A 24,958-nucleotide genomic window follows, 5' to 3' on the forward strand; every position below is an offset into this window, starting at 1 on the left:
GAGAATCCGCGGCGCGTTTCGATCGCGTCTAGGTACCGGGCTGTCCACTTGGGCGGCACGTCGTACCGCTCGAGCTCGTTGTTGCCGCTGATGTCCTTCCACGCGTTTGCGATCGTGTAGGCGGCATCCTTGGCGCGACCGCGGTCTTCGGACTGTACCGCGATCCGAAGCCATCCCTTCAGTACGTCCTCGCCCGGCTTGCGCTTGCTGGCCGGCGTCATCTCCTCTCGGATCTGTGCCGCCTCCCGATAGCTGCTCTGCTCGCGGCGCCATTCGGTGAGTGCGGCTTTCTGCTCCTTTGTGAACCGCGTCAGCTCCAGCAGCTCATACCGAGCGCGTTCGAACGCCTGGTGGATCATCCGGAGGAACTTGTGCTGCAGGCTCGCGTCCGGCACGTATCCCTTGTCCAGCAACTCGCTTGCTTCCTTCGCTTCCTTCATCCAAGCCCGTCTGTCGTATGGCTCCAGCAGCGCGTCAAAGATTGCGACGTCATCGCCCTCGAGCGTCCGGACGGCCGTCAGCATCGACGGCAGCGGGTAGTTATTGTCTTTGTCCGTTGAGAGGGAGAAGATGTCGTGCCGGCGGTAGGAGAGCTCCGTGCAAAACACTTTGGACGGGTCGAGCCGGGGGAGCCCGCCGGGAATCTCCTGAATTGTGATGCCAGCATCATAGATCGCTTCGGCCTTGCGCAGCACCTCGCCGGCCTTGTCGCGGGGAAGCAGCAGGTAGAAGTTGACGCTGCCTGCGCGCATGACGATCCGAAAATTGCACCGGTAGGGGCTGCGGTCCGTGCATAGCGTCTCGCCCATGGCCGGGTTTCCCCAACGGCGGCGCTCCTTCGGTGAGCGGTAGAAGCTAGCCATGACCTTGGCGAGCACATACGCCTGGTTGTTGCGAATCGACGGCGTCGGGCTGATCTCGTAGACGACATAATCGTCCGGCTCCCTCCGGTAAAAACGATCCCACGGAATAGACTCGACGGCGCCGGACACACGGCGTGTGAAGCGTCCAGCGACGGCCACAGATTTGACGAGCATACCGGCGATCTTGTCGCGAAATAGCGGGCGAGAGGGGCGCGGCGTTTCCGGCCGGCTCCGGCGCTTATGTAGCGGAGCGACCACCGGCAGCTGAGCCTGGCGAGCGACTGGGTAGAGTTCAATCCGGTCGACCCGGCCGCCGTCGTGGAGCCGGTAAAGCGTGCTGCCGATAATCGCAATGATCATTAATATTCACTCCTTCTAAAACTAGAGGTGTCCTCATTCTATTTCATTAATATTATTTCTGACTCGTGCAAATGTGGTCCGCACGGAAAGTGCAAGATTGATCAGCAAGTCAAACGAAGTTGATTCTATTATTTGGGCTATGTAAATCAGAACGATAACGTTTACCGAATCATATAATTCTAGTAATTCATGATAGAGGAGGGTTTCAATTGGTAAAGAAAAAGGTTGTTAAATATAATTTTCGTAATGTTCGATCCCAAGCCAAGACTGTCAGAAAAAAAATTAGGGCGATCGGCAATTCCCGCGTTTTTGCCGCTCAGAGTTTTAGTTTCGACGCCACTGCTTCTAGAAATGGGAACTGGAGAAGTCGATGCGGCTGCGATCAGTTTTCGACTTGTAATACTTTACAATCTGGCCAATCCTACATTACGATCAATAATCAAAGCGGCAGATACAAAATCAAAGTTTATATTAATTCCTATGGAAGAGAGGTGTGGGGGAAACTACCAACCTTTGACCAACGCTGGAACGCTTTTGTCAATGGTCCTAGTTCCTACATTAGATATCGTTCTGGAATTATTGAACCTCGTGGAGCGGGGGGCGGATATTTCCAGTCCGGTAATAATGACACTTTCAATGGACAGGCTGGCACGTTAGGGATCGAAATCTTCGACAGAAATAATAATCGGGTTAATCGAATTCTATGGTATAGCCAAACATGGGGAACCTGGGGAACTAAATGGCTAAGATGTGGCCATGACTATACATTCAATTTTTATGAGGTATGACCCTAGCCCAAACGCGATACCCTTCTGATCTAATAATAGACCTGCAGTTCAATTCCAAATGACAATACGTGGTTTGAAAGGCTCCCCTAAAAGGGGGGGCTTTCGTTGCTATCGGCAAGAATGACACAGTTGTATTAGTCGAAAACGATCCCCCTTAGAATCCAGAATACGACCCAGCCCCACGCGATCCACTTCTTCGGCCAGCGCGCACCGCCCATTAGGATGAGGATCAGGATTATCGTGCTGATCATGAGCGGTTCGTCCAGCGATCCGGACTGGAAGACGTCGCCGAGCTCACGCCAGAGGTTGGCCGGATTTAGCCAATAGGCCGCCTCCTTGAAGAAATGGCCGATCGCGGACATCGTGTTATTGAAACCCTCGAGCGCATCCTGCAGGCCGCCCAACGGGCCGCCGTGGCCCTTGGCTGCAGCGAGCGGCGCGGTGCCAAGAGCAGCATCAACCAGCGGTGTCGGGTCAATATAGTGGCCGTCCTCCATGAGTCCGAGATGCAGATGCGGCCCCGTGCTGTGTCCGGTGTTGCCGGATAGCCCGATGATATCGCCCGCCTGCAGGTGCTGGCCGGGGCGGACCGTGATCCGCGACAGGTGGCCGTATATGACGTCATGGCCGTCCGGCGTATGGAGAATAACGCCGTTGCCGAGCCGGTCGGCTCCCTCGACGATCCGGCTGACGACACTGTCCGCGACGGCATGCAGCTCCGTGCCCTCCGGGATCGCGACATCAACGCCGGTGTGCGGTGCCGTGTGCGCGCTGTCGATCGCTCCATATGCGGAGGAGATCCGCGGGCGGATGTTTATGATCATGGCCGTTACCCCCTTGTCGGCGGGATGTATGTCGGATCAAGCCGCGGCGCGATCTGCTGCTGGTGCTGCTCGATCTGATCCCACACGTCGACCTGCAGGCTCGATTGGAGCTCGAGGAAAACAAGCGGTACGAGAAGAATGCCGATGTACCCGAGCACGCCCTTGATGATCCGGCCTTTCCAACCGGGAAAGTCGAGCTGCGCCTCCACGATGCCCCAAATGGTGATCCCCATCCCGACCCAAAACGAAGCCTTTTGCAGCAAGAGGATGATGTTCCGCCCGCCGGACATCGTCTTCACGGACGCGGCCAGTACGCCGGACGGCTCGAGCATGACGGCCAGCAGCATGACGGCCGCCGTATAGGCGCGGTGGTTCCGCTTGAGATGTGCGATGACCCGGTTAATGCGTAGCGCGTCCGCCGCGGGGAGCTCGACCTGCGGCAATTCCGGACCCAAGTCCATGATGACTTTTGTACGGCGCCCGTCGTAACAGCGCGCGCTGATGTTGATCGTGGTGATCATTTCGCATTCCGCCCCTTCTTGATGAGATCCGTGAGTCCCCAGATAACCAAGCAGCATCCAAACCCGAATATCATTTCCGCCGACCTCCCTTCGCGACGATTGTAAGCGTGATGGCCATAAAGATGCAGCCCCACACGATGTAAAACATAAGCATGACCTCCTCGGTATGCGCGGCTCCGGCGCCGATCATAATAGCCGTATCGAGTTCGAAGGGAGGAACGATGAATGCCATTGGTATTGGTAGCTATAGGTGTTGCGATGATGATCTGGGGCGCGCCAGCGGTGCTAGGCGGTTAACGATTACTTGGTTTAAAGACGGTCGGCCTTGACGGGCTGGCCGTCTTTTCTTTTTGTTGCAGGATGATTTCGAGCGGTTGTGGGCGAGAAGGCAGCGTCGGACGGTTGTCGGGCGGCGGCACAATCAGAGGGCGCTCCTTGATTTCCGTTGTCATCTTGGTTCGGATCCCGAGCATGAGCCGCATGCCGTCGCGGACCATTTCCGACAACACTCCGCTGCTGAGCCCTGCAGTTGCCTCCTTCAGATCTTCATCGCGGCCATCGCGTAGCCGCGCTTCAAGCTTCTTTCGAACTTTATCTGACATGTCGTCACACTCCCGTCTGACGGTTGCTGATAGAGCTTATGGACCTATGGTTGTACAAAATTCCACGTTTATTCACAACAAATGTATAAATGTGGAGGTTCTAGTCCATCCTGCAATTCAAGGGAGGGTGGTTCAATGGGATTAGGGAAACCTAGATCGCCTTTGGGTAAATGGGCAGATGAGACATTCGGACACGGGGGACAAGCTAAGTTGATGGAACTCTGCGGAATAGATAAGAACACTGCGTCAGCAGTTTGCTCGGCGAACGGACGGAGGCCAAATCAAAGCACGAAAGGCCGTATAATTCAGGGGTTACAGCGAGCGGGTTATATGAAATACGAAGACGACTTCTGGGAATAGAAAAAGAGCGTCAGACATTGCGTCCGACGCTCTTCGTTTTGCCCACCCTGAGCGCCGCCTCCGCAGCGAGCTGCTTTCAAGCGGCGCTTTATGATACCCATATACTATAGGTATTCTGAGTCACTTGGTATATGACTGGCAGGAAACTTAGAAATTAATTAGGGGATTGATAAGAGTAAAGTAGTTCTGTATAATCAAAAACACAAACAAATGTTCGTACTTTTGGGGGGGGTCTTTTCTTTGAATAAAAAAATGGAGAAAGAAGAACTGATCCGGAGGTCCAAATTGTTTGGGGCGATTATTCAGGAAATTCACAATCTGTACCAAGAGAATGATGGCGAGCCAGAGACAATCCCGCCAATTGAGTGTCCAATGTGCAATTTAGAATCCACAGCTTATGGGTGTGTATGGAATTACAATAAACATGCTTACTTCTTTTGCCCCAATTGCAAAGTGAACATGCGACAATAACACGAGGATTATTAGTCAGTTGAAGTAATCAATGGGCAGCTCTTCTCGATGCTCATAGATGTCTTCAGCGGGCTTTTTTGTTATTTATCAGAAGAGGCGGGACATGAAATGGGCAAGTTCTTTTATCGAGTAAATGATGATGGTATGTCTGGCGATTATATCCATGACGGCGATTTAGTGCTGATTAGCGAGACACAGTATGTCTCTCCAAATGAAATTTCTGCAATTGCAAGTGATTTGGATATTTCACGCATATTGCTCAGGCGAGTGACGACGGATGGATCAGTTTATATCCTTGTTCCATCGAATCCTGAATATGAGCTTGAGTCGAGAGAGGAGATCTTGGTTGTAGGAAAAGTGATTAAAAAAGTCATATAATTTGGATAGCATCATACGAACGGGCAGGATAACGCAACAAAATGCTTGAAATAATTAAGTTACAAATTTTCATTTCTGGAGGCGTATTATGGATTTCTCTAGATTAAATATTCACGTAAAAAACGACAGTGCTGAAGAATTAGATATTTTTGAAGTTGAAAAAGAATTGGGAGGTAAGCTCCCAGACGTTTACAAAATGGTTTTAAGAAGGATGAACGGATTTTTGCTAGATGAAGGAGTATGTCTCTATGGAACAGACGATTTATGTGAAAGGAACTCCACTTGGGAAGTATCTATTTATGCAGCAGGCTATATAGCAATAGGGGATGATAGCGGAGGAACCGTATTGTTAATGCCTTTTGAAGAAAACACCACGACTGTTATTGGGGTTGATGCAGGAGATATGAATCCTTTAAACGGTGTTACAGTTGCATCTGATATTGCCAACTGGATTAACAACGGTTGTCAGATGGTTTATTAAAATTTGGGTCAAGGATCGGCTGCTGTTTCGTTACACTAACGGGCAGGATAGTTCCAATATATGGTATCATTGAGCATGAGAAACAAGATTGTTAATCAGCGAGGTGTAATGCAATATGGGACGTGATTTCACATCATACTTGGGACATTCTCTTCAGGAAAATGAAATATTTGAATTTATGAACGTTTTGAATACAGGTGAGTTGAAAGCGACAAACGAATTTATCCAGCAATTCCTACCTTACAATCCGGAAGATAAGGATCTTACGTGGAAAGTCGATACGTTCAGACTTGGAGGAACAATAAGTCTAGATGGTCCATGTGGGCTAGGATTTACCTTTTCTGAACATGTTTGTATGGTTAGGCACTATACCCGCTGGCTGACTTTTTTACTTAATGACTTAGAATTTGATATAAGGACACCACTACGCAACATGATTCGTGAACTAGCATGGTGTTTGGGAAGTAGGTTTGCCATCTATGCCCCAGATAGTGGTGCAAGAGAGTCTGGTATTATGGATTTCATGTGGGAAGATGAAAATGAAGATATTGAGTGTATGAGAAACTGGCTGCTACAAAATTGTGGACCTCCAGCGGGTAGTATTCAGGCTATTTATAAAGAGTTTGAAGATCATATTCAAACTGATGGGTACTACATTGATGTGTTCGATGATGATATTCATTCCGCTATCGGAGAACTTTAGTTTAATGATCCAGGAGCAGTTTGCCTGCCGCGGCAGCTGCTCCTCTTGCTGTTGAACTATCGGGCAGGATACTTCCAATATGTGCTAATATGGATGGTAGCATTAACTGCTAAAACTGAGGTGTTCTGAGGTGAAGTTTAAGTGGAGAAAGGAACTATAGCTAAAACATCATACGAAGGTTACGGCTTCTCGAGGACAGGATCGCATAGGTTATTTTATGAATTCTTGCAGGTCTGACGACTTAACAAAGGCAAATGGAGAGGAATTGTATGGAGAAAGGTTTTTTTAAGATTGAGCGAAAAAGTATAAAATTATTTGATGAAGAACTATTGGATATCTATCCACTTCTAGCTAAAGAAAATACGTACGTAGCAATAACGAAAAACAAAAAAATAATTGAATTAGATACGATGCAGGAATCTTGCAATGATTTATTTGCGCTTGAAAGTGAAGAGATAGAGATAAATTTTGATGAAGCCATTTCTATTCTAGCGTCTTCTGATTCTAATATTATCGCTGTATTTAATACTTATGGCAGATTTGGATTGGTCATTGATTTATCCGTTAAGCAGATCGTAATGCAATTTAGCAGAGATGATTATCATTTCAATCAAACGATATTTCCAGTCTCTTTTTACACACGTAATAATCAAATATTATTGATCCATGGAACGAAATGGAATAGGGTTGATATTTCAAATCCATTTACGGGCGAGGTACTAACTTCCAGAGAAGATCCAGAGTTTCGTATGATAAACAATAAACCCGAATGTGATGACCATTATTTGGACTATTTTCATGGCCAACTCTTAGTTTCACCCAATAATGAATGGGTTGTAAGTAACGGGTGGGAATGGCATCCATATGGGTCAGTGACAGTATGGAACATGAATCAATGGATTGCGAATAACTGTTGGGAATCCGAGGACGGAGACAGTAAGAAAGAACTATGGCGGTATAAGGAAGAGTGGAATGATCCAATTTGTTGGCTTAGTAATACCACGGTTGGAATATTAGGAAAGAACGATTCCAATTTTTGTGACGATGAAATAAATATGCCGACAGGCAATTTATTTAGAGTTTATGATGTTTGTAATGGAGTTTTATTAAATGAATTTGAAATTACCTACGGCCAATTAATCTTCGATACGTTTTTATATTGTTCCTCTAAAGATACTGGCCTGCGAGTATATAATATCTCGAAGGGTGAAGTACTCTTTGAAGATCATGCAATTTATCCGCAAGCTTATCATAGCACCTCAAAAGAGTTTCTGGAGGTAAATACTAATCAATTATCCATTGTCAAATTAATCGAAAACTAACACGAATATTCGCTTCAGCACATCCGGGAAGGGGTTCGTGAGAGCATTAAACTATCGGGAGACGTTAGCTCAATAGGACACCGTGGCAGCTGGTCAGACGATCGGCTGTCTTTTCGTTGCGAACGGGCAGGATAATTCAATAGGATATTTGTCTTGTATGGTAAGATTATAGAACTGGATAAGTTTAAGTCGTCGTTTTTAGAATGAACAGTATGAAATTATAGGAGAGTCCTAAAATGAAAAAGAAAATGAACTATTTAATCTTAATTTTAACGATCATCTTAATGGTTGGTTGTACCAATGTAGAAGATACTCCTATTCCTAATGGAGGAAATGCCACACAAGAAGTAACCAAAGTTGATAAAGAAGCAGAGGAAGCTGTTGCCGCTGAACCAAAAGGGGAAGAGAAGGTTGCTGCTGAACCGGCCATGGAGGAAACACCAACCCAACCAAACAACGATCTATTCTCAGGATACAAACGAATTGAAGTGGATGCTTGTGATTTGTCCGGGCATCGTGAACCGAAAGTCGTTGTGGATGTTGGTTACGGGGAGCGTGAATACTGGGCATTTACGAATGAACACGGGCAAGTAGTTCGTGTCATTGCTGACGAACTCATACTACAAGATGACAATAAAGAGCCTGTCTCGTCTGGTAGATATTGTGCTGATGAAGCAAAGGTCCCTGGCGTTGAAAGTGCAGTGTTAGACGAAGGACATGTCATTGCGGATTCTCTTGGCGGTGTATCCAATGCTTATAACATCACCCCACAAGATAGTACGCTCAACCGACATGGTGATCAAGCCTATATGGAAGACGCTATACGCAAAGCAAGTGGAGCTACTAACTTTGAAGCAATTATCACCTACCCGAACACGGAATCGCAAATTCCCTCCAGTTATCAGTACACCTACACGTTAAAGGGTAATGTGATTGTCGATAAATTTGACAATGTGAATCCTGATGAAGTAAACGCATCCCTTGGTTTAACAGATAGTAAGCCTTCTGATTCAAATAGTTCTAACACAAAGGCGACTAATCCAGATACAAAAGATGATCTTTCTAGTGTTGATACCAATGGTAACGGAAAGGTAACGATAAAAGAAGCGAAAGCAGCCGGTTATAGTATGCCGATAACGAGTGATCATTGGTTATACCCATATATGCACGATGCTGATATGGACGGTATGGTAGGTGAGTAAGACTAAAATGAGCGGAAAAACAGAACATTTTCCTCGTTGGACGATTTATTACAATTTGCAAATGGGTGTCAGAGATAAAATATATTTATTTTTCACTAACGGGAAACAATAGCTTAACAATAAAGTAGACGAGGAGGCAGAGAAAAAGCCCCATTCCGTTAGGAATGGGGCTTTTTTAAAAATTAATTACAACTTTTTTTAACTTGCCAATGATCTGTATGTTTTCAGAATTTCCTTCTCCGCAGATGATCGGGGGGTAGTCTGGATTAGCTGACTGCAAAATTAGTGTGCTTCCTTGCTTATAAACCTTCTTAAGAACAGCCTCTTCACCAATTAATACAGCAGCAATTTCTCCGTCTTCAACTTCATCTTGCTTACGGACTAATAACAAGTCTCCGTTAAAAATACGTGCTCCAATCATACTATCTCCCTTAGCACGCAGATAAAAATACTCCCCTCCATTTATCCACGAACGGGGGGTTAATTCATATCCCTCAATATTTTCAAAAGCTAAACCACCATTACCACAAGAGACTTTCCCGACGATCGGAAGGCTAATGTTTTCAGATGAATTTTCATCAGAACCTAGATATACGTAAGCCCCCTCAGTGAGTTGATTGACAGTAACATCTAACGCTGTCGCTAGGTCTTTTAATCGATTCATATCAATTTTGATTTCGCCTTGCTCATAACGTTGAATTGTTTTCTTTGTCAAGCCTACTTTTTCTGCTAGAACTTGTAAGCTATAGTTACGCAGATCACGATATTTTTTAATGTTTTTCCCTGTTGCTATGTAAAATAATTTCGACTCGTTAGAATCAGACATTATAGATTCCCCTTCATTAGTGGCTTACAGATAGTATAACCATAAAAAGACACGATATTCAACGATTTTATTTTGTTGTGTCTTTTTGTGGTTGACGTTGCATATTAAGAGATGCTATTCTGACGGTGTCGCAATAAGACACGAACATCTCTGAAGCGACAGAAGGGCAGGTGAGGCGATTGAAGATCACCGTCAAGGCGGCGAGAGTAAATTGTGGCATGAAGGCTAAGGAAGTTGCACGATTTCTTGGATTATCAGTCACAGGTTATTCTAAAAAAGAAAATGGACATGCTCGTTTTTACGCAGATGAAATCGCAAGACTCAGTCAGTTGTTTAAAATGCCATTTGAAAATTTTTTTGAAGCGGGGTGTCGCAAAAAGACACGGCGTGACTGCTCCGCTTTCTCTACTGAAATATTCAACGAGGAAGGTGAGCAATAATGCCCTCTTATATTCTGGAGCAGAAACCCATGCGTCACGGAGACATGTTGTTGAAGGATCTTCTCCCTGCCGGCCAAACGTCGGGGTTGGTATATGTTAGTGGTTTGCTGAGTGGAGCCGAAGCCCGCCGGATGATTGCCGACTTCAAGGCCGGCATGACAATCCGTTCGATGACGGCACGAATCTTGGAGGAACACCGATGAGTACGGGACATAGGCTGGCCGAACGGATCTACGAGCTGCGGATTGGGAGCGGGCTTAATCAAGAGGAGACATCTGCAAGGTTGGGAATCACTCGTATGTCATTGTCGCACTTTGAAAAACGGCGGCGCCGCCCGGACGTTGGGCTGCTGGTCACGATAGCAGATCACTTTAACGTCTCGACCGACTACCTGCTCGGGCGGACAAATGAAAGGGGAACGAGAGTATGAAGAAGCGTAAGTGGAAACGCGAGAAACTCTGGGTTCAGCGCAACGAGCAAGGTGTCATTGTAGGTGTGCGGGAAGAGGAGCCACCTAAACAAGCCCAGCCGAAGGGAGAGAAAGTTCTTGGCTAATCAACGCATGGTTCTCCTCGAGCTGGAGCTGAAGGGCTTCAAAGGAGTCCGGAACTTTAAGCTGGACACAGCCGGCGGCGCGGACGTGGACATACACGGCGAGAACGCCGCGGGCAAGACCACGCTGTTCGATGCCTTTACCTGGCTGCAGTTCGATAAGGATTCGCAGAACAAAAAGGACTTTAGCATTAAAACGCTGGATGCGGCCGGCAAGGTTGAACAGCATGGAGTTGATCATGAGGTCCGGGCGGTGCTGCTGGTCAACGGTAAGCGAGTGGAGCTGCGGAAGGTCTTCCGTGAGAAGTGGTCCAAGAAACGCGGATCTGCGGTCGCAGAATTCAGCGGACACGAGACAGACCACTTCATCGACAGCGTGCCGGTTAAGAAAGGCGAGTTCACAGCTTACGTGGACGGCATCATGAAGGAGGATCTGTTCAAGCTGCTGACCAGCCCGACCTTCTTCAACGAACAGCTGAAATGGCAGGATCGCCGCAAGACGCTGCTGGATGTGTGCGGCGAGCTGTCCGACGAAGAAGTCATCGCAGGGAGCTCTGAACTGGCTGAGCTGCCGGCCATCCTGGGCGAGCGGTCGATTGAAGACCATCGCAAGGTGATAGCGGCTAAACGTTCGGAGATTAACAAAGAAATCGAGAAGATCCCAACTCGGATTGACGAGGTTAACCGTTCGCTGCCTGATATCTCGACGCTGAGCGAGGAAGTTCTGGATCAACAAATCGATTCTTTGAAGGGCCGTATCGCCGCCAAGGAAGCTGAACAGCAACGGTTTGAGTCCGGCGGGGAACTGGTAGCGAAGCAGAAGCGTGTCGTTGAGATTGAGGGCGAGATGCTGCAGATCAAGAACGAAGTGCAAGCGGGAGCCCTTGACGAGTTGTCCGCCAAGCGGCGAGCACTGGACGATAAGCGGCGAAAGGCTCAGGAAGTTGAATTCGAAATTGCTTCACTTCAGAGACAGATCGAGAGGAACGACACTCTTATCAAAGAGCGTGAAGCTGAGGCCGAGAAGCTGAGGGCCGAATGGCGCAAGGTCGATGCGGAAACTTTCGATGGGCATTCACATGCGACCGACTGCCCGACGTGCGGACAAGCTCTGCCTGAGGAGCAGATCGCTGAAGCGCACGAGAAGGCGCTCAAGTCGTTCAACGTCAGTAAGTCGAATCGTAAGGAACGAATCTTCGTCGATGGGAAGGCGGCTGCTGAAGAGGCGTCGCGTTTGAAAGCAGCTAATGCTGATCAACTAGTCATGATTGAGCAGATGCAAGCAGGGCTGCGTGCCGTACGAGAGGCAGTCAAGTCTGCAGAGGCTGAGCTGGCTGCGACTTCCCCGGTACCGGATATCACGAACCATCCGGCGTATAAAGCCAAGCTCGAGCAGAAGGCGGCAGTCGAGAGCGAAATTGCCGGTTTACGCTCTTCATCGCAAAGCGCGCTTGCCGATGTCCGTATTCAGCTCGCGAAGATGCGAACAGAGGTCGAAGCGCTCGAACGAGACAAAGCGAAGTTCGGCCAGGTCAACGCGGCGAAGCAGCGGATTGCGGACCTAAAAGCCGAAGAGCGGCAACTGGCCGCGGCCTACGAGCAACTTGAGCGCGAGCTCTTCCTGACCGAAGAATTCATCCGGACGAAGGTGGCTATGCTCGAGCAAAAGATCAACAGCAAGTTCCGATTCGCTCGTTTCAAACTTTTCGAGCAGCAGATTAATGGCGGCCTGACCGAATGCTGCGAGACGCTCTACAACGGCGTGCCATACAGCGACATGAATAACGCGGCGCGGATCAACGTCGGGCTCGACATCATCAATACCCTTTCCGAGCACTACGGCTTCGCGGCGCCGATCTTCATCGATAACGCGGAGGCAGTCACCGAGCTGGCCGAGACGCGCGGGCAGCAGATCCGGCTGATCGTTAGCAAAGGCGACAAGCAGCTTCGCGTTGTTACAGCAAATATTCAGGAGGCGATTTAATTGAGCGAACAGCAAAATAAGCAACAGCTTGCCAAGGTAGAATTGTCCGCATCCGAGCGGTTCATGAACAAGGTAGTAACGGAGTACAGCAGCGGGGTAGGCGCGGTGGCGCTGACCAACTTCCAGCAGCGACTGGCGCAGAATTATTTCGTAGCCATTGATTCGGCTCTCAAAATGGCCGAAGAAAAGCGGCTCAAGAAGGTCAAAAACCAAGACCCTCTGCCGGTTACTTGGCAAAACGTCAACATGGAGAAGCTTTCTCGCGACGTTGTAGCGATGGCCCGAATCGGCTTCGATCCGGCTCAGAAAAACCATATCAATATGGTGCCGTTCAAGAACAACACGCTGGGGAAATACGACATCACGTTCGTCGAAGGCTACCGCGGTATGGAGCTGAGGGCTAAAAAGTATGGTCTGGAGATTCCGGATCACGTCGTCGTCGAAGTCGTTTATAGCACCGACCGATTCAAGTCGATCAAGAAGGATCGGAACAACCCTTACGAAAACTACGAGTTCGAAATTACGAACGAATTCGACCGCGGGGACGTAGTAGGCGGCTTCTACTATCACATCTTTAACAATTCGCCGGAGAAGAACAAACTCGTCGTCATGAGCCTAAAGGACATCGAGAAACGAAAGCCGCAATATGCCAGCGCTGAGTTCTGGGGCGGTGAAAAGGATATTTGGGAGAAGGACGAGTCAACCGGTCGCAACAAGAAAGTCGGCACGGAAAAGGTTGAAGGCTGGTACGAGAAAATGGTTTGGAAAACGGTCTACCGCGCTGCATACGGCGATATCACGATCGACAGCCAAAAGATCGACGATGACTACATGCGCCTGAAGCAGAACGAACTCGACATGACGGCTGCCGAAACGGCCGAAGAGATTCGGCAGAACGCCAATCGCGAAGTGATCGACGTCGATTTCACGGCTCACGATGGCGAGGCAGAGGTCATTCCCCAGCAACAAGAGAGCGCCGTTCCTAGCGAGTCGGCGGGCGGAAGCAATCCGGGGTTCTGATGATCAAAATCACGCCAATCGGATCAAGCAGCGCAGGCAACGCCTACCACGTCACGGACGGCCAGACGGATCTGCTTCTCGAAGCCGGCGTGCGGTACAAGGACATGCAGCGCGCCTTGAATTATAAAATGTCGAGTATCGCCGGTTGCCTTATCTCGCATAAACATGGTGATCATGTCAAATACGCGCCGGACGTTATGCGGGCGGGAATCGACATCTATTGTTCCAAAGGGACGGCGGATGCTGCAGGGCTTGAGGGGCATCGTGTGAGCCACATAGCCAAAGGGAAGAGGTTTGTAGTCGGGACCTGGGCGATCATGCCGTTCAAGATAGAGCACGATGTCGAGGAGCCGCTGGGCTTCCTGATGGCGAACCAGGCGGGTGAAAAGCTACTCTTCGCGACGGATACTTACTACGTGCGGTACCGGTTCAATGGCTTGACTCACATCATGATCGAATGCAATTACAGCGAGGTCATCGTCGAGCGGAACATTCAGTCCGCCCCGGAAGAGGTCAGGCCGCAGCTAGTCAGCAGGTACCGCCGCTTGCTCCAATCACACTTCAGCCTTGAGAACTTAAAGGGTTTCTTCCAGGCGAACGATATGAGCCGTGTGCAAGAGATATGGCTGCTTCACCTCTCGGACGCAAACAGCGACGAGGAGATGTTCAAGAAAGAAATTCAAGGGCTGACGGGCGCCGTGGTGCACGTGGCTAGACGATAAGAAGGGATGATTCAAGATGGTAAACAACAATATCCTCGAGCTGAGAAACAGGGAGCTTGAAGCAACGGTCGCTCGCTTGCAGGCCCATACGGTGATTCAGGCTCAGAACAATCGGATCGCCATCGAACGCCTGGCCGACAACATCGCCCAACAAAGCCGAGAGCTTCGCGAACTGCGCGCCGAACTTGATGATCGGAAGATTCCGGTACCGCGGGAAGTGGCTGACGCGTTCGAGGCGCTTAAGCTGAATGACGGGGCTGAAGCCACCGGGGAAGCCGCCCTTAGCATCATGACTATGCCATTCGGCTTCCTCGGCGAGCCGGCAAAGGTTATCAAGCGGCATTTCGGCACCAACCTCTACGAACTGATGGAGTTCTTCGTCAACGGCTACACGATCGAGGAGCCGGCCGAGAAGTCGGCGACCGAACACATCGCTGAGCAGCTTGAGCAAATGCCGCCGGACAGCATGCCTTTGCTGGTCATAGCCTTATCAGGCTTGGGCTTGTCTCACAAGCTCCCGCATTGATCGAAGGTGAGGTGGAATGGCAGGACCTCAGCTAGAAGCTGGTTTCACTCGAATAGCAAACGAACTGCTCGAAGCCGCATATCGATTCAAATTCAGCGCAAGTCAGCTGAGCATTATCTTGATGATCTGGCGATTCACTTACGGATTCAGTCGGAAAGAGCACGAGATGTCCGTTTCCTTCATCGCGCAGCATACTGGCCTTCACACATCGCAGATCAAGAAGGAGCTGTCATTCCTCATTGACGCACAGGTCATTCTCGTGATTAAGGAGTCGACTCGGACGAGCTCGCGGGTCATCGGAATCAACAAAAAATACGAACAATGGGTTGTTCAAGAACGCGGGGTGATGACGGTGGAACATGGGGACCTCTTCGGGGGTGGTAGTGGATTTGATACCACCCTAGGTGGTAGTAATCCTGATACCACAGGTGGTAGTGAAATTGATACCACAGGTGGTAGTGAAATTGCTCCCTATATAAAGAAAGATCTTAAAGAAAGTATTAAAGAAATTATATATAAGAGATTCGAGCAATTTTGGTCCTATTATCCGAAGAAAGTCGGAAAGAAAGATGCTCTTCGACACTTCACACGATTGCATAAAGAGAAGGGCTTTAGCTTCGATGATTTTGTAACCGGGACAAAGAATTACGTTGCCTACTGCCAGAAGATCAACCGGATCCTGAAAGACGGTTCCTCATTCGTTAACCAGGAAACGTACAAAGAATTCCTCGATATGAGCGTTCACGGTACTGGAGCAGAAATTGGGCCGGCGCCGATGGCGCCATCGAACACGAAGGCGGCCAGGAACAAATCGCTGCTACAACAAAAATTGGAGGAGGCGCAGCGCATTGGATCGGATGCAGACCATTCAGCTTCTCGGCGTGGTTTCGACGGCTTACCCGTTAATGCCGGAACTGACGAACGAACAGATTGAGCTATGGGTGTTTATGCTGGCGGACATTCCGTTCAGCCAAGCCCAAGCCAACCTGAAGCAGCACATTCTGACCAGCCGGTTTCCGCCGACGATCGCGGACGTAAGTGGTGTTGAATCAGGGGTGACTGTTGATTACGAACAATTGCGTCTCGAAACGGCCGCACGGTTCGCAGAGATGGACCGATGGGAGCAGGTGGCGCTGCCCGCATGCCCGGATCATCTTCGGCCCAAGCTCCTCTGCAGCGGGAAGGCGGTGAGCGGTGATGAACTATGAGGCGGAAGCCGCGGTGCTCGGTGCGATCCTGAAAGAGCCGGAGCGGTTGGATGACTGCTACCTGCAGCCGGAGGATATGGGCGACGAGCGGCACCGGCTGATCCTTGAATACCTTTATCACCTAGCGGATAACGACATCCCGATCAATTACGTCTCTATGGCCGAACACTCGGGACAAAACCTGATGCGGATCGGCGGCATCAGCTATTTGAGTGAACTAGCCGGGGGCGCACCGCCAACGAATACAGCAACCTTCGACCACCACCAGGGAATTATCCGGGAGCATTACATCACGAGGGAGACGCTGGCCGCGCTTGAGACGGTCCAGAGCGAGGGTCGGGAAGGGAAACTTGAGTCGAGCGAGCTACTGGCGGCGGCGCAGGTACGACTCGAGAAGATCGCGGAGATGGCAGGCGGGCCCGCGAAGGATACGGTGCGCAAGATGTCCGCGGTGGTCGCCGATCATGAAAAGGTCATCATTAAGCGGCAACAGCAACGAGGCATGACCGGGGCCAAGACGGCGAGTAAAGAGCTCGATCGCCTGACGGGTGGACACCAAGACGGCGATTTGGAGATCGTCGCGGCGCGGCCAAGCATCGGGAAGACTGCCTTTATCGTTAACGACATGCTGGAGACGGCGCGCGCGGGGCGGCCGGCGGTTCTCTTCTCCCTGGAGATGCCGGCGGACAAGGTGATCGAACGATTCCTTTGCTGTATGGGCAACATCGACGCCACCAAGATGCGAACCGGCCAATTCTCGGACGGGGATTGGGAGCGCTGGAGCTATGCGATGGACGAACTCGACCGGCTGCCGCTATACATCGATGATACGCCGGGCCGGACGGTCCTCGAATTCAAGCAGGAGGTCAAGCGGCTCAAGAAGCAGTTCCCCGGCGTCGTCATCTACGTCGACTACCTGCAACTCATGCAACCCGGGCGGAAGTTTAGCCAGACCCGTGAAGGCGTCACCTTCGTTTCGCGACAGCTCAAGCAGGCGGCTCGCGTCAATCAATGCCCGGTCATCGCGATCAGTTCGGTCGGCCGATCGTGCGAGCAGCGCCAGGACAAGCGGCCGATCATGTCCGACCTGAAGGAATCTGGCGATATCGAGTTCGAGGCGGACATCATCGCTTTCCTGTACCGGGACGACTACTACTATCCGGAATCCGAGAGAAAAAACATCGTAGAAATCATCATCGCCAAAGGCCGCAACGTTGGCACCGGAACGGTAGAAATGATCTTCTACCGGAAGACAGGGCGCTTCCTTGATATCGATCGGACAAAGGCGGGCGCCGGCGGGTCGCAACAGGCGGCGAAATGAGTAAGCGGATCGAAAGCGAGGTGCAGTACAACGACTCGCTAAAATGGATGACCGAGAAGGCCGTCAAGCTCGCGGATCCGCTCTTCCAGGGTGAGGAGCGAGACAAGATGATGCGCACCTACGATTACGTGAGCGAGCAAGTGCTCTACTATAAGCGCATGGAGCGTGAGGGGGATGCGAAGAAACCGCGGAGAACTTCCAACTCATAAGCCGACACGCGATCCATATCTCTATAGCGATCGGCCGGACGAACGTTATTTTGACCGCCGCGGGCGCGTCATCGCAGAGGTTTACATTCACTATGCGCCGGCATGGGACCGGCAGAAGGGGAAGGCAAGACGACATGAGCAATAAGCAAAACAATGAAGATCCGATATTAGATGCTCCGGTACAAGTGGAGACTGAGGTGATCGGCGATTGAGATTCGTCGGAATTGATCCGGCGACCCGTACCGGGTTCGTCGCCCTCGATGAAAACGGGAATGTTCTGGTCGAGATGGAGCTGAAAGGCGCGGGCAAGGCGGCAAAAGGCGGCATCACAATCCAGCAGCTGGTCGACCTGGAGAATCAGCTTTACAAGCACCTGCAGGAAGGTGACGAAATCGTCGTCGAGCAAGCCGCCGCCGGCACGCAAATGGGCATCACGACAGGGATGATCCACGGTGGTCTTCGCTCAATGATTGTCCGGAAGAAATTAGCATTCAACGAGATCAATCCAGCTTGGACGAAGAAATACGTAGGCGTGTCGGGGTGGACCGGCGATGCGGGCAACAAACGGCGGTTAACGGGGGCTGAGAAAAAGGCGGAAGTTAAGGCAGCTGCCATCGCGCACTTCGGCTATCCAGCACCAGGCATGAAGCGAACTGACAATATCATCGACGCCTACATCATGGCCCGGGTCGCGTGGAATCTCTATCTTATTCGTGAGCTGCGGCGGCCGGTCGACTCACTACCGTACCAGCTCGAAGTCGTGCAAAGCATATTAGACAAGGCGCAGTAGCCGCGCATCCGTTCGGCGAAGGAATTCGTGTTGCCCTGAAACAGAACATCAGTTCTTAAAAAGCGAGGTGATCGCCATGAATTGGCACAAAGCCAAGATGCGTCAGTTGTACGAAATCGCCTTCCTTGATCCGGAGGCGGCGCCCTGGCATAAAGAAGGCGCACAGGATGAAATTGTGCGTCGTATCCGTCGGAAGTATACACGGATCAACTTTAAAGCAAGGCAGATGTACCCGCGATGAGCCGGCGCTTCTTCCTTACTAAATCCGATCGCGAGCACATCATTTATCTGCATGCTGCGGAGACGGTCCTTAAACGATTCGGGAACGAATGGGATGAGCACAAGCGGCCCGCGGACGTGGCGGCAAAGGTGCAGGCATTCTTCAGTGATCATGCCGCGGAGCACATTGAGCGGATGCAATCGCTGGACCAAGAAAACAGCTGGAAGGTGATCGGGGCATGCTCATAAGATTCGCTTTCTACGATTGTGAAAACGACGACTGCCTGAAACGTTTTGCATTCGAAGATGTCGAGGGCGACGAGATCGAGGAGCCGGCATGCAACGTATGTGGCGGCACCACCTGCAGCTTCCTCGGAACGGCCCTGATAAATATGGGCGAGGTGAAACTCTAATGGTGATGTTTCAACGCAGTGACAAGGCTGACCAACAGTACCGGGCGCGGGTTCGTGCGTGGGATGACCCGCCGGACGTGGATGTCGTAAAGAGCGTCACGGAGACGCGCAAGGTCTACGCAAACCTCACGGACGTCGAGTTCATTGCTTGGTACATCAAGAAATACCCGCGGGTGAGCCGGGACGTCGTGCGGAAGGTGCTGGAGAGAGCGGCGAAGGAGAACCGAGCAGGTCCTCCCCGAGCTTAATTATTGTGCATGTTGTCTTGCTTCTCTTTAGGGATCTTGTTCGTAAGCAAGTGCTCAACGATAGATGCATTTGACTTGATGTTTTGTCCCTTGGAAGACTTCACTTTTCTCACATGTATCACCTCGCGGTGGTTATTATATCCAGCTAGATGAAAGCAATGCATCTGCATAAATTCGGAAGGGACGTCTCCGGCGATCTGGCGGCCAACTGCTGCCATTGAACCGAACGTATGTACCTAAAATCGAGAGGGGCAATTATTAATGCAAACTACACTGAAGGCCAAAATCAAAGATATCAAGCTCGCGAAAGAGGAGGTTATCACCCTGACCCTTCAAAGCCTGGACGGTGATCAGCTCGACATCCTCCGGCAGATCAAGGAAGGCGGCACCGCGCACATCTTGTTCAGCTCTTCCCAGCTGGATATCGACGACTACCGCCCGGCGGTACCGCAGCGGCCGGAGGGCATCAAGTACCACCTCAGTGGCGATGGAACGGCGGACGTCGAGCCGAAGGAAGACGACGGCCAGCTCACGATCGATGAGGCGGCCGAGCAGACGGAGGCCGGCCAGGATGACGAAGACGGCAACGAGGAGATCAACGACGCAAGTCAATACGATTCGGATGTGGCTCAGGATATGGAAACCGAAAGCAACGACCCAATGGCCGGAGTCAAAGACGCGGACCCGGACGGCACCGACGAGAATGACCTGTCCGGTCTGGACATCGAAGATGAGCCGGAGTTTTAATCGATGCGCCGGCTGAACTGGGGATTGATCGTCGCAGCCACCTTCTGCGTGGCATGTTGGGGAATGGCCGGGCTGTTGATCTGGACAACCACATAGAATCAAAGCCCCGGTTCGCCGGGGCCTCCCACAAGCAAGGGGTGACGAACGATGCAGATGCAGCTTGGATTTGAGCTTCCCGAGCTGGATCGAAAGAAGACGCAGGCAGCTGTCGAGGCTGCGTTGGAGAAGTACCGGATATTTAAGACGATCGCTTTTGAGGATAGAGAAGCTAGTATCACAGCAGGGTACACCGAGCGTTTCCACGGTCCAACGAACGTGACGAGTGATCAGACTGCAAACATCGCAACTCATAATGTTGATGAACCGGCTGCACGTAAAACATTCTGCGAACGAGTTGAAAGAGCAGTCGGAAGGCTTGCACCTCGCGAGAAGTTGCTTATAACTGAGAGGTACATGAAAGAAGATTACGTCTTTGACTATGTTGTATTCAATCAGAAGTTCGACCCTCCGATCAGTGAGTCGAAATACTACAAAATAAAGTGGAGGGCATTTTACAAGCTGGCATTAATATTGAATATCCAGGTGGTCAAGGAAAAGTAATAGGACGATCTGGGAGGTGATTATCTATATTTATGGGTGGTGATTAGATGGAAGCTCCAGTACCTTCCCCTACAAGAGTAAGGGATAATTACCCCGAAACACTGGATGTGGCGGACATCAAGAAAATCCTAAACATTGGGCAAGTGCAAGCATATGAGCTTGCCAACTCAAAACAGTTCCATGTGGTAAAGGTTGGACGAAGGATAAAGGTTTCGAGAGACGTGTTTTTTAATTGGCTTGAAGGCAAGTGACGAAGAGCAGAGTGGCGAACCTTGCCTTCTCTGCTCTTTTTCGTTTTAGCTTTGTCAGCACTGAATAAATAAATTTTATGTTGTGGCAGCTGGCCACTCGATCGGCTGCTTTATCGTTACGAACGGGCAGGATAGCTCCAATATGTGGTATCATTGAGCGTGAGAAACAAGATTGTCAATCAGCGAGGTGTAGTGCAATATGGGACGTGATTTCACAGCATACTTGGGACATTCTCTTAAGGAAAATGAAATATTTGAATTTATAAACGTTTTGAATACAGGTGAATTGAAAGCGACAAACGAATTTATCCAACAATTCCTACCTTACAATCCGGAAGATAAGGATTTTAAGTGGAAAGTTAATACGTTCAGACTTGGAGGAACAATTAGCCTAGATGGCCCATGTGGGCTAAAGTTTACCTTTTCTGAACATGTTTGTATGGTTAGGCACTATACCCGCTGGCTGACTTTTTTACTAAATGACTTAGAATTTGATATTAGGACAACACTACGTAACATGATTCGTGAACTAGCAGGGTATTTTGGAAGTAGCTTTTCCATCTATGCCCGGATAGTGGCGCAAGAGAGTCTGGAATTATGGATTTTATGTGGGAAGATGAAAATGAGGATATCGATTGTATGAGAAACTGGCTGCTACAAAATTGTGGACCTCCAGCGAGTAGTATTCAGGATATTTATAAAGAGTTTGAAGATCATATACAAACTGATGGATACTACATTGATGTGTTCGAGGATGATATTCATTCTGCTAAGTGATTAGGGAGTAGTTTGCCGCCACGCAGCTACTCCTTTTGCATTGAACTATCGGGCAGATTACATCAATGAACCATGAGAAACTTCTAAGAAGATAGGGCGTAATATTAGAAAAACAAAGCGAGGAAAAGTACGTGGAAGATAGGTTACTAGCGGCATTAGCCTGTTTGATTCCGGTTGTGTGGGGTCTTTTATTCATTTTATTTCCAGTATTTATGTATCGAACTACCGCTACGAATACATTAAAGAAAAAACCATCTCGCTCTGATATTAGGCGTTGCAAAGCAAGTGGATATGTTTTTGTAGCTGTGGGGATTACATTGGTAATTGTTGCAGTTTCGGGGGGATTTACTAAGTAATACATATATCGCCCCAGTGCTGCAAGCGGTACGGTTGGTGGCCCCCTCCACCTCTACTGAACTAACGGAGAACGTTAGTTGAACCCATCATGGAGCAGTTCGCCTTGCGGCAGCTGCTCCATTTCCAATATGCTAAAGGGCCCACATGCCGCAGTTATGCTCAATAAACTATGTTAAAATGAAAAAAAAAAGCCTATGGGGGTGGAGAGTCAATGAGTTCTTTAGCCTTGCTAAAACAATCAAAGGTAAAATATCTGCTACTAGTGCCTTCCTCCATTGTGTCAATAATTGTTCTTTTCAGTTCTTACGTTTCGATATTCGGTTTCGAATACCAACTTCTCTTTAGAGAAGAGTACATTGGTCCAAGTAGAAATTCAAAAGTGTTTGGGGTTGTAATAGTTGTCGGTTATCTAATACTGACCTATATATTGACATGGTTCTATAATCGGGACATAAGCGAAACAATAACGAGGCTATTGAGGTCATTGTTTAATACCTCAGTTATCGTTATTGTGGGGATCATATCGAGTCTTCCGTTGCTCTTACCAGCTTACTTTTCTCTTTTAAGCTAACGGAGAACGTTAGCTCAATCTAAACACAGCGGCGGCCGGCCATTCGATCGGCCGCCGTTTATCGTTGAACTAAAGGACAGGAAAGTTCCAATCTGTGCTAATATGGAGTGAGCAGTAAAAAGGAATAAATAGTGGGGTGCAAACACTGAAAACTCCTGAACTTTATGAACTAGAATACCTATTTGAGTGTGAAGCAAAGCTTAGTGATGAAAGTGTTCCATGGCAATATACATCGGTTTCCTTCCAAGTAGTTAGGGAGAGTCTGAAGGCCGAGTTTGAGCTTGAAGAAGCAAGTCGAAGTGGTCAGTTACGACTTTATTTTGAAACAAACGAAATAGTCAAGATCTACTTAGAGAATATAAAGTGTGTTCATATTAAACGTCAGGATAACCTTGAATGTCTGATCTTAGAGTTTGATAATGAGAATTTCGTATTGCCGCTCGAACTACAGACAAAGCCAATAATTAAAACTACTTGGGGAACGTCTTTAGATTTATGGAGGTAACTCGTTATGTTAACGGGGTGAACGTTAGTTGAATAAACACTGGAATATGGAACTTTTGAGGGGTCGTATATGGCACGGACAAAAAGATCATTTAAAGATCAAGCATTAGAACTACTACAAATTTTTGAGATGAGCATAGAACATATTGGATTCCCCCAGTCAGAGTTAGACTGGATAAACAAGTTCTATGATAGAAAATGTAAGGATGAAGAGTCAGTAATAAAGAATCGTATTGTGATGGTCCATATTGATTTTTTTGGAGAGATGAATTTTAAGGATCGGAATGACCCAAAAAATAAGATTTTGGCAAACCAGTTATCAAATGAGATTAGTGAAATAAAACAACTTCTTGAGAAACTTTGTTAACACCATTGAGCTAACTGGGAACGTTAGTTCAAAATAGCCGCGATGTATTCTAAGCGAAGGGAGCCTTAAATGACAGAAGGTGAAGGCTATTTGCGGATGTATCCGCAGTTACGGAAATGGATAAATCAGTGTACTGCTTGTCAAGCAATTGGCTACAAACCCGAGTTGCCGCTTGAGTTGTCAACCTACGGTGGTGAAAAATCTGCTGCCGCTCGGAACATTAGAAGATATTTTAAAGTGTTACCGTTAAATGAAATTGGTCTTTGCGATGTTTGTAAGAAAATCATGCACTAATCGATTCAACTAACGGGAGACTTTAGCTCAATACAGACAGCAGCAGCCAGCCACAAGACCTGCTGCTTTTTGCTACGCTAACGCCTCAACTTGTAACGGTGACGAATTAGCGATCTACTGAGCAATATTTTACAAAATGACCACCTCGAAAGTGGTGTTGGTGGCATATTTGGTGGCATACTCCCGATAATATCCGAAGTCAAACAGTAACCACGAATAAAATGAATATCCGAGGATGCATCGGACAACCCTTTGAAATAAAGGGTTTTGATGTTCTCCGGGAACAGTAGATAAAGCCCGATAAAACAGGGGCGTTACTATTTGAGGGACAACGACCAGAAGAGCAAATTTTTATTGACGCACCGCGAACGCGAAGTATTCGAGCTTCTCGTTCAGGACAAAACGACTCGCGACATCGCGCAGCAGCTGTTCATTAGCGAGAAAACGGTTCGCAACCATATTTCTAATGTGATATATTATGAAACACGCATGAATTAAACCCGCATAGTTCCTGACTATTTTCATCGTCAGTTCGCATATCATCGGGGTAAGGAACGACAACGAGTACGTGCTGATAACGATCGATCAGGCGGCAACGACGGTGACGACGGAAGGCTGGCCGCTCTACGCTGGTCTTTATACCCGAGTGAAAAGGGGAGGTGAGTAACAGATGGAATGTCCTATTTGCCCGGATGCAATTATGGATGAGATCAGAGGTCGTCACGTTTGCGAGAAATGCGGATTCGTGGATGAGGAAGGCGAACCTGAATTTTCGGAATAGGAGAGTGTCGCAATGACATACGAGGTCGGCGTTCGCTGGGAGACAAGCCGTATGCAGATCGAGGCGGAGAGCAGCACTGAGGCTAAGCGGAAATACTGCAAACAGACGGGCCGGATCTACAACGATCCGTTCTGCGGAGCGAGCATTCTAGTCGCTCGTAAAATTCCAGCCCCAAAAGAAGCTTTAAATCAGCGCAACATCAGCTAAAGAGCAACGCCCAAAAAGCAGATTTTTGGTTTTGGACGTGGTAAATTTATATCATGAGAAATCGAGAAGAGGACACCGCTGAAGCGTGAACGCTTCGGATCGCAGCCGGCCAATATGGTCGGCTTTTCTGTCTGCGGTGAAAGCTCCCT

Annotated in this window: 36 protein-coding genes; 31 read left to right on the forward strand and 5 right to left on the reverse strand. The window is 49.0% G+C overall.

Annotation, left to right across the window (positions count from 1 at the left end):
• The coding region (locus tag BCM02_RS34705; RefSeq protein ID WP_148933698.1) for a hypothetical protein at positions 1 to 1,037 on the reverse strand (1,037 nt) is incomplete at its 3' end.
• Positions 1,038 to 1,432: 395 nt separating this feature from the next.
• Between BCM02_RS34705 and BCM02_RS34710 the strand changes: the two genes are divergently transcribed.
• A complete protein-coding gene (locus BCM02_RS34710; RefSeq protein WP_148933699.1) occupies positions 1,433 to 2,011 on the forward strand; it encodes a hypothetical protein in 579 nt (192 codons plus the stop codon).
• Between the two features lie 134 nt (positions 2,012 to 2,145).
• Here the strand turns inward: BCM02_RS34710 and BCM02_RS34715 are convergent, their stop codons facing one another.
• The 3 genes from BCM02_RS34715 to BCM02_RS34725 form a co-directional block, all read right to left on the reverse strand.
• Positions 2,146 to 2,835: a M23 family metallopeptidase gene (locus tag BCM02_RS34715; RefSeq protein ID WP_148933700.1), complete on the reverse strand. Its 690-nt coding sequence runs from the start codon at positions 2,833 to 2,835 to the stop codon at positions 2,146 to 2,148.
• Between the two features lie 5 nt (positions 2,836 to 2,840).
• Positions 2,841 to 3,356 (reverse strand): hypothetical protein, encoded by a 516-nt coding sequence (locus BCM02_RS34720; RefSeq protein WP_148933701.1) that lies wholly within the window; start codon positions 3,354 to 3,356, stop codon positions 2,841 to 2,843.
• A 293-nt stretch (positions 3,357 to 3,649) separates the two neighbouring features.
• Positions 3,650 to 3,958 (reverse strand): hypothetical protein, encoded by a 309-nt coding sequence (locus BCM02_RS34725; RefSeq protein ID WP_148933702.1) that lies wholly within the window; start codon positions 3,956 to 3,958, stop codon positions 3,650 to 3,652.
• A gap of 939 nt (positions 3,959 to 4,897) precedes the next feature.
• Between BCM02_RS34725 and BCM02_RS34730 the strand changes: the two genes are divergently transcribed.
• From BCM02_RS34730 to BCM02_RS34750, 5 genes are all read left to right on the forward strand, one after another.
• Entirely contained in the window at positions 4,898 to 5,167 is a 270-nt protein-coding gene (locus BCM02_RS34730) for a LexA family protein (RefSeq protein WP_148933703.1), read from the forward strand.
• Positions 5,168 to 5,255: 88 nt separating this feature from the next.
• A complete protein-coding gene (locus tag BCM02_RS34735; RefSeq protein ID WP_148933704.1) occupies positions 5,256 to 5,648 on the forward strand; it encodes an SMI1/KNR4 family protein in 393 nt (130 codons plus the stop codon).
• 115 nt (positions 5,649 to 5,763) lie between these two features.
• Positions 5,764 to 6,351 carry a hypothetical protein gene (locus BCM02_RS34740; RefSeq protein ID WP_148933705.1) on the forward strand — a complete coding sequence of 196 codons (588 nt, stop codon included), beginning with the start codon at positions 5,764 to 5,766 and terminating at the stop codon, positions 6,349 to 6,351.
• A gap of 269 nt (positions 6,352 to 6,620) precedes the next feature.
• On the forward strand, positions 6,621 to 7,673 hold the full coding sequence (locus BCM02_RS34745) for a hypothetical protein (protein WP_148933706.1): 1,053 nt from the start codon (positions 6,621 to 6,623) through the stop codon (positions 7,671 to 7,673).
• Between the two features lie 236 nt (positions 7,674 to 7,909).
• Positions 7,910 to 8,875, forward strand: coding sequence for a DNA/RNA non-specific endonuclease (locus tag BCM02_RS34750; RefSeq protein WP_148933707.1), 966 nt, complete (start codon positions 7,910 to 7,912; stop codon positions 8,873 to 8,875).
• Positions 8,876 to 9,050: 175 nt separating this feature from the next.
• Here the strand turns inward: BCM02_RS34750 and BCM02_RS34755 are convergent, their stop codons facing one another.
• Positions 9,051 to 9,701, reverse strand: a complete 651-nt coding sequence (locus tag BCM02_RS34755) for a LexA family protein (RefSeq protein ID WP_148933708.1) — start codon at positions 9,699 to 9,701, stop codon at positions 9,051 to 9,053.
• Between the two features lie 179 nt (positions 9,702 to 9,880).
• Between BCM02_RS34755 and BCM02_RS34760 the strand changes: the two genes are divergently transcribed.
• The 25 genes from BCM02_RS34760 to BCM02_RS34865 all read left to right on the forward strand — a co-directional run bounded on the left by BCM02_RS34760 (position 9,881) and on the right by BCM02_RS34865 (position 24,809).
• Positions 9,881 to 10,141: a helix-turn-helix transcriptional regulator gene (locus BCM02_RS34760; protein ID WP_148933709.1), complete on the forward strand. Its 261-nt coding sequence runs from the start codon at positions 9,881 to 9,883 to the stop codon at positions 10,139 to 10,141.
• A 199-nt stretch (positions 10,142 to 10,340) separates the two neighbouring features.
• Positions 10,341 to 10,571, forward strand: coding sequence for a helix-turn-helix domain-containing protein (locus BCM02_RS34765; RefSeq protein ID WP_148933710.1), 231 nt, complete (start codon positions 10,341 to 10,343; stop codon positions 10,569 to 10,571).
• Positions 10,568 to 10,696: a hypothetical protein gene (locus BCM02_RS36445; protein WP_281288276.1), complete on the forward strand. Its 129-nt coding sequence runs from the start codon at positions 10,568 to 10,570 to the stop codon at positions 10,694 to 10,696. Before BCM02_RS34765 ends, BCM02_RS36445 begins: the two co-directional genes overlap by 4 nt.
• Positions 10,689 to 12,677 (forward strand): AAA family ATPase, encoded by a 1,989-nt coding sequence (locus BCM02_RS34770; RefSeq protein WP_246183694.1) that lies wholly within the window; start codon positions 10,689 to 10,691, stop codon positions 12,675 to 12,677. Before BCM02_RS36445 ends, BCM02_RS34770 begins: the two co-directional genes overlap by 8 nt.
• Entirely contained in the window at positions 12,678 to 13,697 is a 1,020-nt protein-coding gene (locus BCM02_RS34775) for a recombinase RecT (protein WP_222871049.1), read from the forward strand.
• Entirely contained in the window at positions 13,697 to 14,419 is a 723-nt protein-coding gene (locus BCM02_RS34780) for an MBL fold metallo-hydrolase (RefSeq protein WP_148933711.1), read from the forward strand. Before BCM02_RS34775 ends, BCM02_RS34780 begins: the two co-directional genes overlap by 1 nt.
• A gap of 16 nt (positions 14,420 to 14,435) precedes the next feature.
• Positions 14,436 to 14,945 (forward strand): hypothetical protein, encoded by a 510-nt coding sequence (locus tag BCM02_RS34785; RefSeq protein WP_148933712.1) that lies wholly within the window; start codon positions 14,436 to 14,438, stop codon positions 14,943 to 14,945.
• Between the two features lie 16 nt (positions 14,946 to 14,961).
• On the forward strand, positions 14,962 to 15,879 hold the full coding sequence (locus BCM02_RS34790) for a replication protein (protein WP_148933713.1): 918 nt from the start codon (positions 14,962 to 14,964) through the stop codon (positions 15,877 to 15,879).
• Positions 15,794 to 16,153 carry a replicative helicase loader/inhibitor gene (locus tag BCM02_RS34795; RefSeq protein WP_148933714.1) on the forward strand — a complete coding sequence of 120 codons (360 nt, stop codon included), beginning with the start codon at positions 15,794 to 15,796 and terminating at the stop codon, positions 16,151 to 16,153. The genes BCM02_RS34790 and BCM02_RS34795 overlap by 86 nt, the downstream gene beginning before the upstream one ends.
• The gene (locus BCM02_RS34800) at positions 16,143 to 17,474 is read left to right on the forward strand and encodes a replicative DNA helicase (RefSeq protein WP_148933715.1); all 1,332 of its coding nucleotides are present in this window, start codon (positions 16,143 to 16,145) and stop codon (positions 17,472 to 17,474) included. The genes BCM02_RS34795 and BCM02_RS34800 overlap by 11 nt, the downstream gene beginning before the upstream one ends.
• Positions 17,471 to 17,683 carry a hypothetical protein gene (locus tag BCM02_RS34805; protein ID WP_148933716.1) on the forward strand — a complete coding sequence of 71 codons (213 nt, stop codon included), beginning with the start codon at positions 17,471 to 17,473 and terminating at the stop codon, positions 17,681 to 17,683. The genes BCM02_RS34800 and BCM02_RS34805 overlap by 4 nt, the downstream gene beginning before the upstream one ends.
• 208 nt (positions 17,684 to 17,891) lie before the next feature.
• The gene (locus BCM02_RS34810) at positions 17,892 to 18,473 is read left to right on the forward strand and encodes a hypothetical protein (RefSeq protein ID WP_148933717.1); all 582 of its coding nucleotides are present in this window, start codon (positions 17,892 to 17,894) and stop codon (positions 18,471 to 18,473) included.
• A 76-nt stretch (positions 18,474 to 18,549) separates the two neighbouring features.
• Entirely contained in the window at positions 18,550 to 18,714 is a 165-nt protein-coding gene (locus tag BCM02_RS35605) for a hypothetical protein (RefSeq protein ID WP_187434570.1), read from the forward strand.
• Complete coding sequence (locus tag BCM02_RS34815) at positions 18,711 to 18,941, forward strand: hypothetical protein (RefSeq protein ID WP_148933718.1); 231 nt, start codon at positions 18,711 to 18,713, stop codon at positions 18,939 to 18,941. The genes BCM02_RS35605 and BCM02_RS34815 overlap by 4 nt, the downstream gene beginning before the upstream one ends.
• 163 nt (positions 18,942 to 19,104) lie before the next feature.
• Positions 19,105 to 19,353 (forward strand): hypothetical protein, encoded by a 249-nt coding sequence (locus BCM02_RS34820; protein WP_148933719.1) that lies wholly within the window; start codon positions 19,105 to 19,107, stop codon positions 19,351 to 19,353.
• A gap of 261 nt (positions 19,354 to 19,614) precedes the next feature.
• Positions 19,615 to 20,100 (forward strand): hypothetical protein, encoded by a 486-nt coding sequence (locus BCM02_RS34825; protein ID WP_148933720.1) that lies wholly within the window; start codon positions 19,615 to 19,617, stop codon positions 20,098 to 20,100.
• A gap of 147 nt (positions 20,101 to 20,247) precedes the next feature.
• Positions 20,248 to 20,700, forward strand: a complete 453-nt coding sequence (locus BCM02_RS34830; RefSeq protein ID WP_187434571.1) for an ArpU family phage packaging/lysis transcriptional regulator — start codon at positions 20,248 to 20,250, stop codon at positions 20,698 to 20,700.
• 47 nt (positions 20,701 to 20,747) lie between these two features.
• Positions 20,748 to 20,951 (forward strand): helix-turn-helix domain-containing protein, encoded by a 204-nt coding sequence (locus BCM02_RS34835; protein ID WP_148933721.1) that lies wholly within the window; start codon positions 20,748 to 20,750, stop codon positions 20,949 to 20,951.
• 199 nt (positions 20,952 to 21,150) lie between these two features.
• The gene (locus BCM02_RS34840; RefSeq protein WP_148933722.1) at positions 21,151 to 21,594 is read left to right on the forward strand and encodes a hypothetical protein; all 444 of its coding nucleotides are present in this window, start codon (positions 21,151 to 21,153) and stop codon (positions 21,592 to 21,594) included.
• Positions 21,595 to 21,859: 265 nt separating this feature from the next.
• On the forward strand, positions 21,860 to 22,084 hold the full coding sequence (locus BCM02_RS36735; RefSeq protein ID WP_484217502.1) for a DUF6199 family natural product biosynthesis protein: 225 nt from the start codon (positions 21,860 to 21,862) through the stop codon (positions 22,082 to 22,084).
• 708 nt (positions 22,085 to 22,792) lie between these two features.
• Positions 22,793 to 23,161 (forward strand): hypothetical protein, encoded by a 369-nt coding sequence (locus tag BCM02_RS34845; RefSeq protein ID WP_148933723.1) that lies wholly within the window; start codon positions 22,793 to 22,795, stop codon positions 23,159 to 23,161.
• Between the two features lie 69 nt (positions 23,162 to 23,230).
• Entirely contained in the window at positions 23,231 to 23,527 is a 297-nt protein-coding gene (locus BCM02_RS34850; protein ID WP_148933724.1) for a hypothetical protein, read from the forward strand.
• A 69-nt stretch (positions 23,528 to 23,596) separates the two neighbouring features.
• A complete protein-coding gene (locus BCM02_RS34855; RefSeq protein WP_148933725.1) occupies positions 23,597 to 23,821 on the forward strand; it encodes a hypothetical protein in 225 nt (74 codons plus the stop codon).
• Positions 23,822 to 24,142: 321 nt separating this feature from the next.
• A complete protein-coding gene (locus tag BCM02_RS34860) occupies positions 24,143 to 24,319 on the forward strand; it encodes a helix-turn-helix domain-containing protein (RefSeq protein WP_148933726.1) in 177 nt (58 codons plus the stop codon).
• 295 nt (positions 24,320 to 24,614) lie between these two features.
• The gene (locus tag BCM02_RS34865) at positions 24,615 to 24,809 is read left to right on the forward strand and encodes a hypothetical protein (RefSeq protein WP_148933727.1); all 195 of its coding nucleotides are present in this window, start codon (positions 24,615 to 24,617) and stop codon (positions 24,807 to 24,809) included.
• Positions 24,810 to 24,958 lie beyond the last annotated feature (149 nt).

It is taken from the genome of Paenibacillus methanolicus, from assembly GCF_008124765.1.
GTDB classification, from domain to species: Bacteria; Bacillota; Bacilli; order Paenibacillales; family Paenibacillaceae; genus Paenibacillus_Z; species Paenibacillus_Z methanolicus.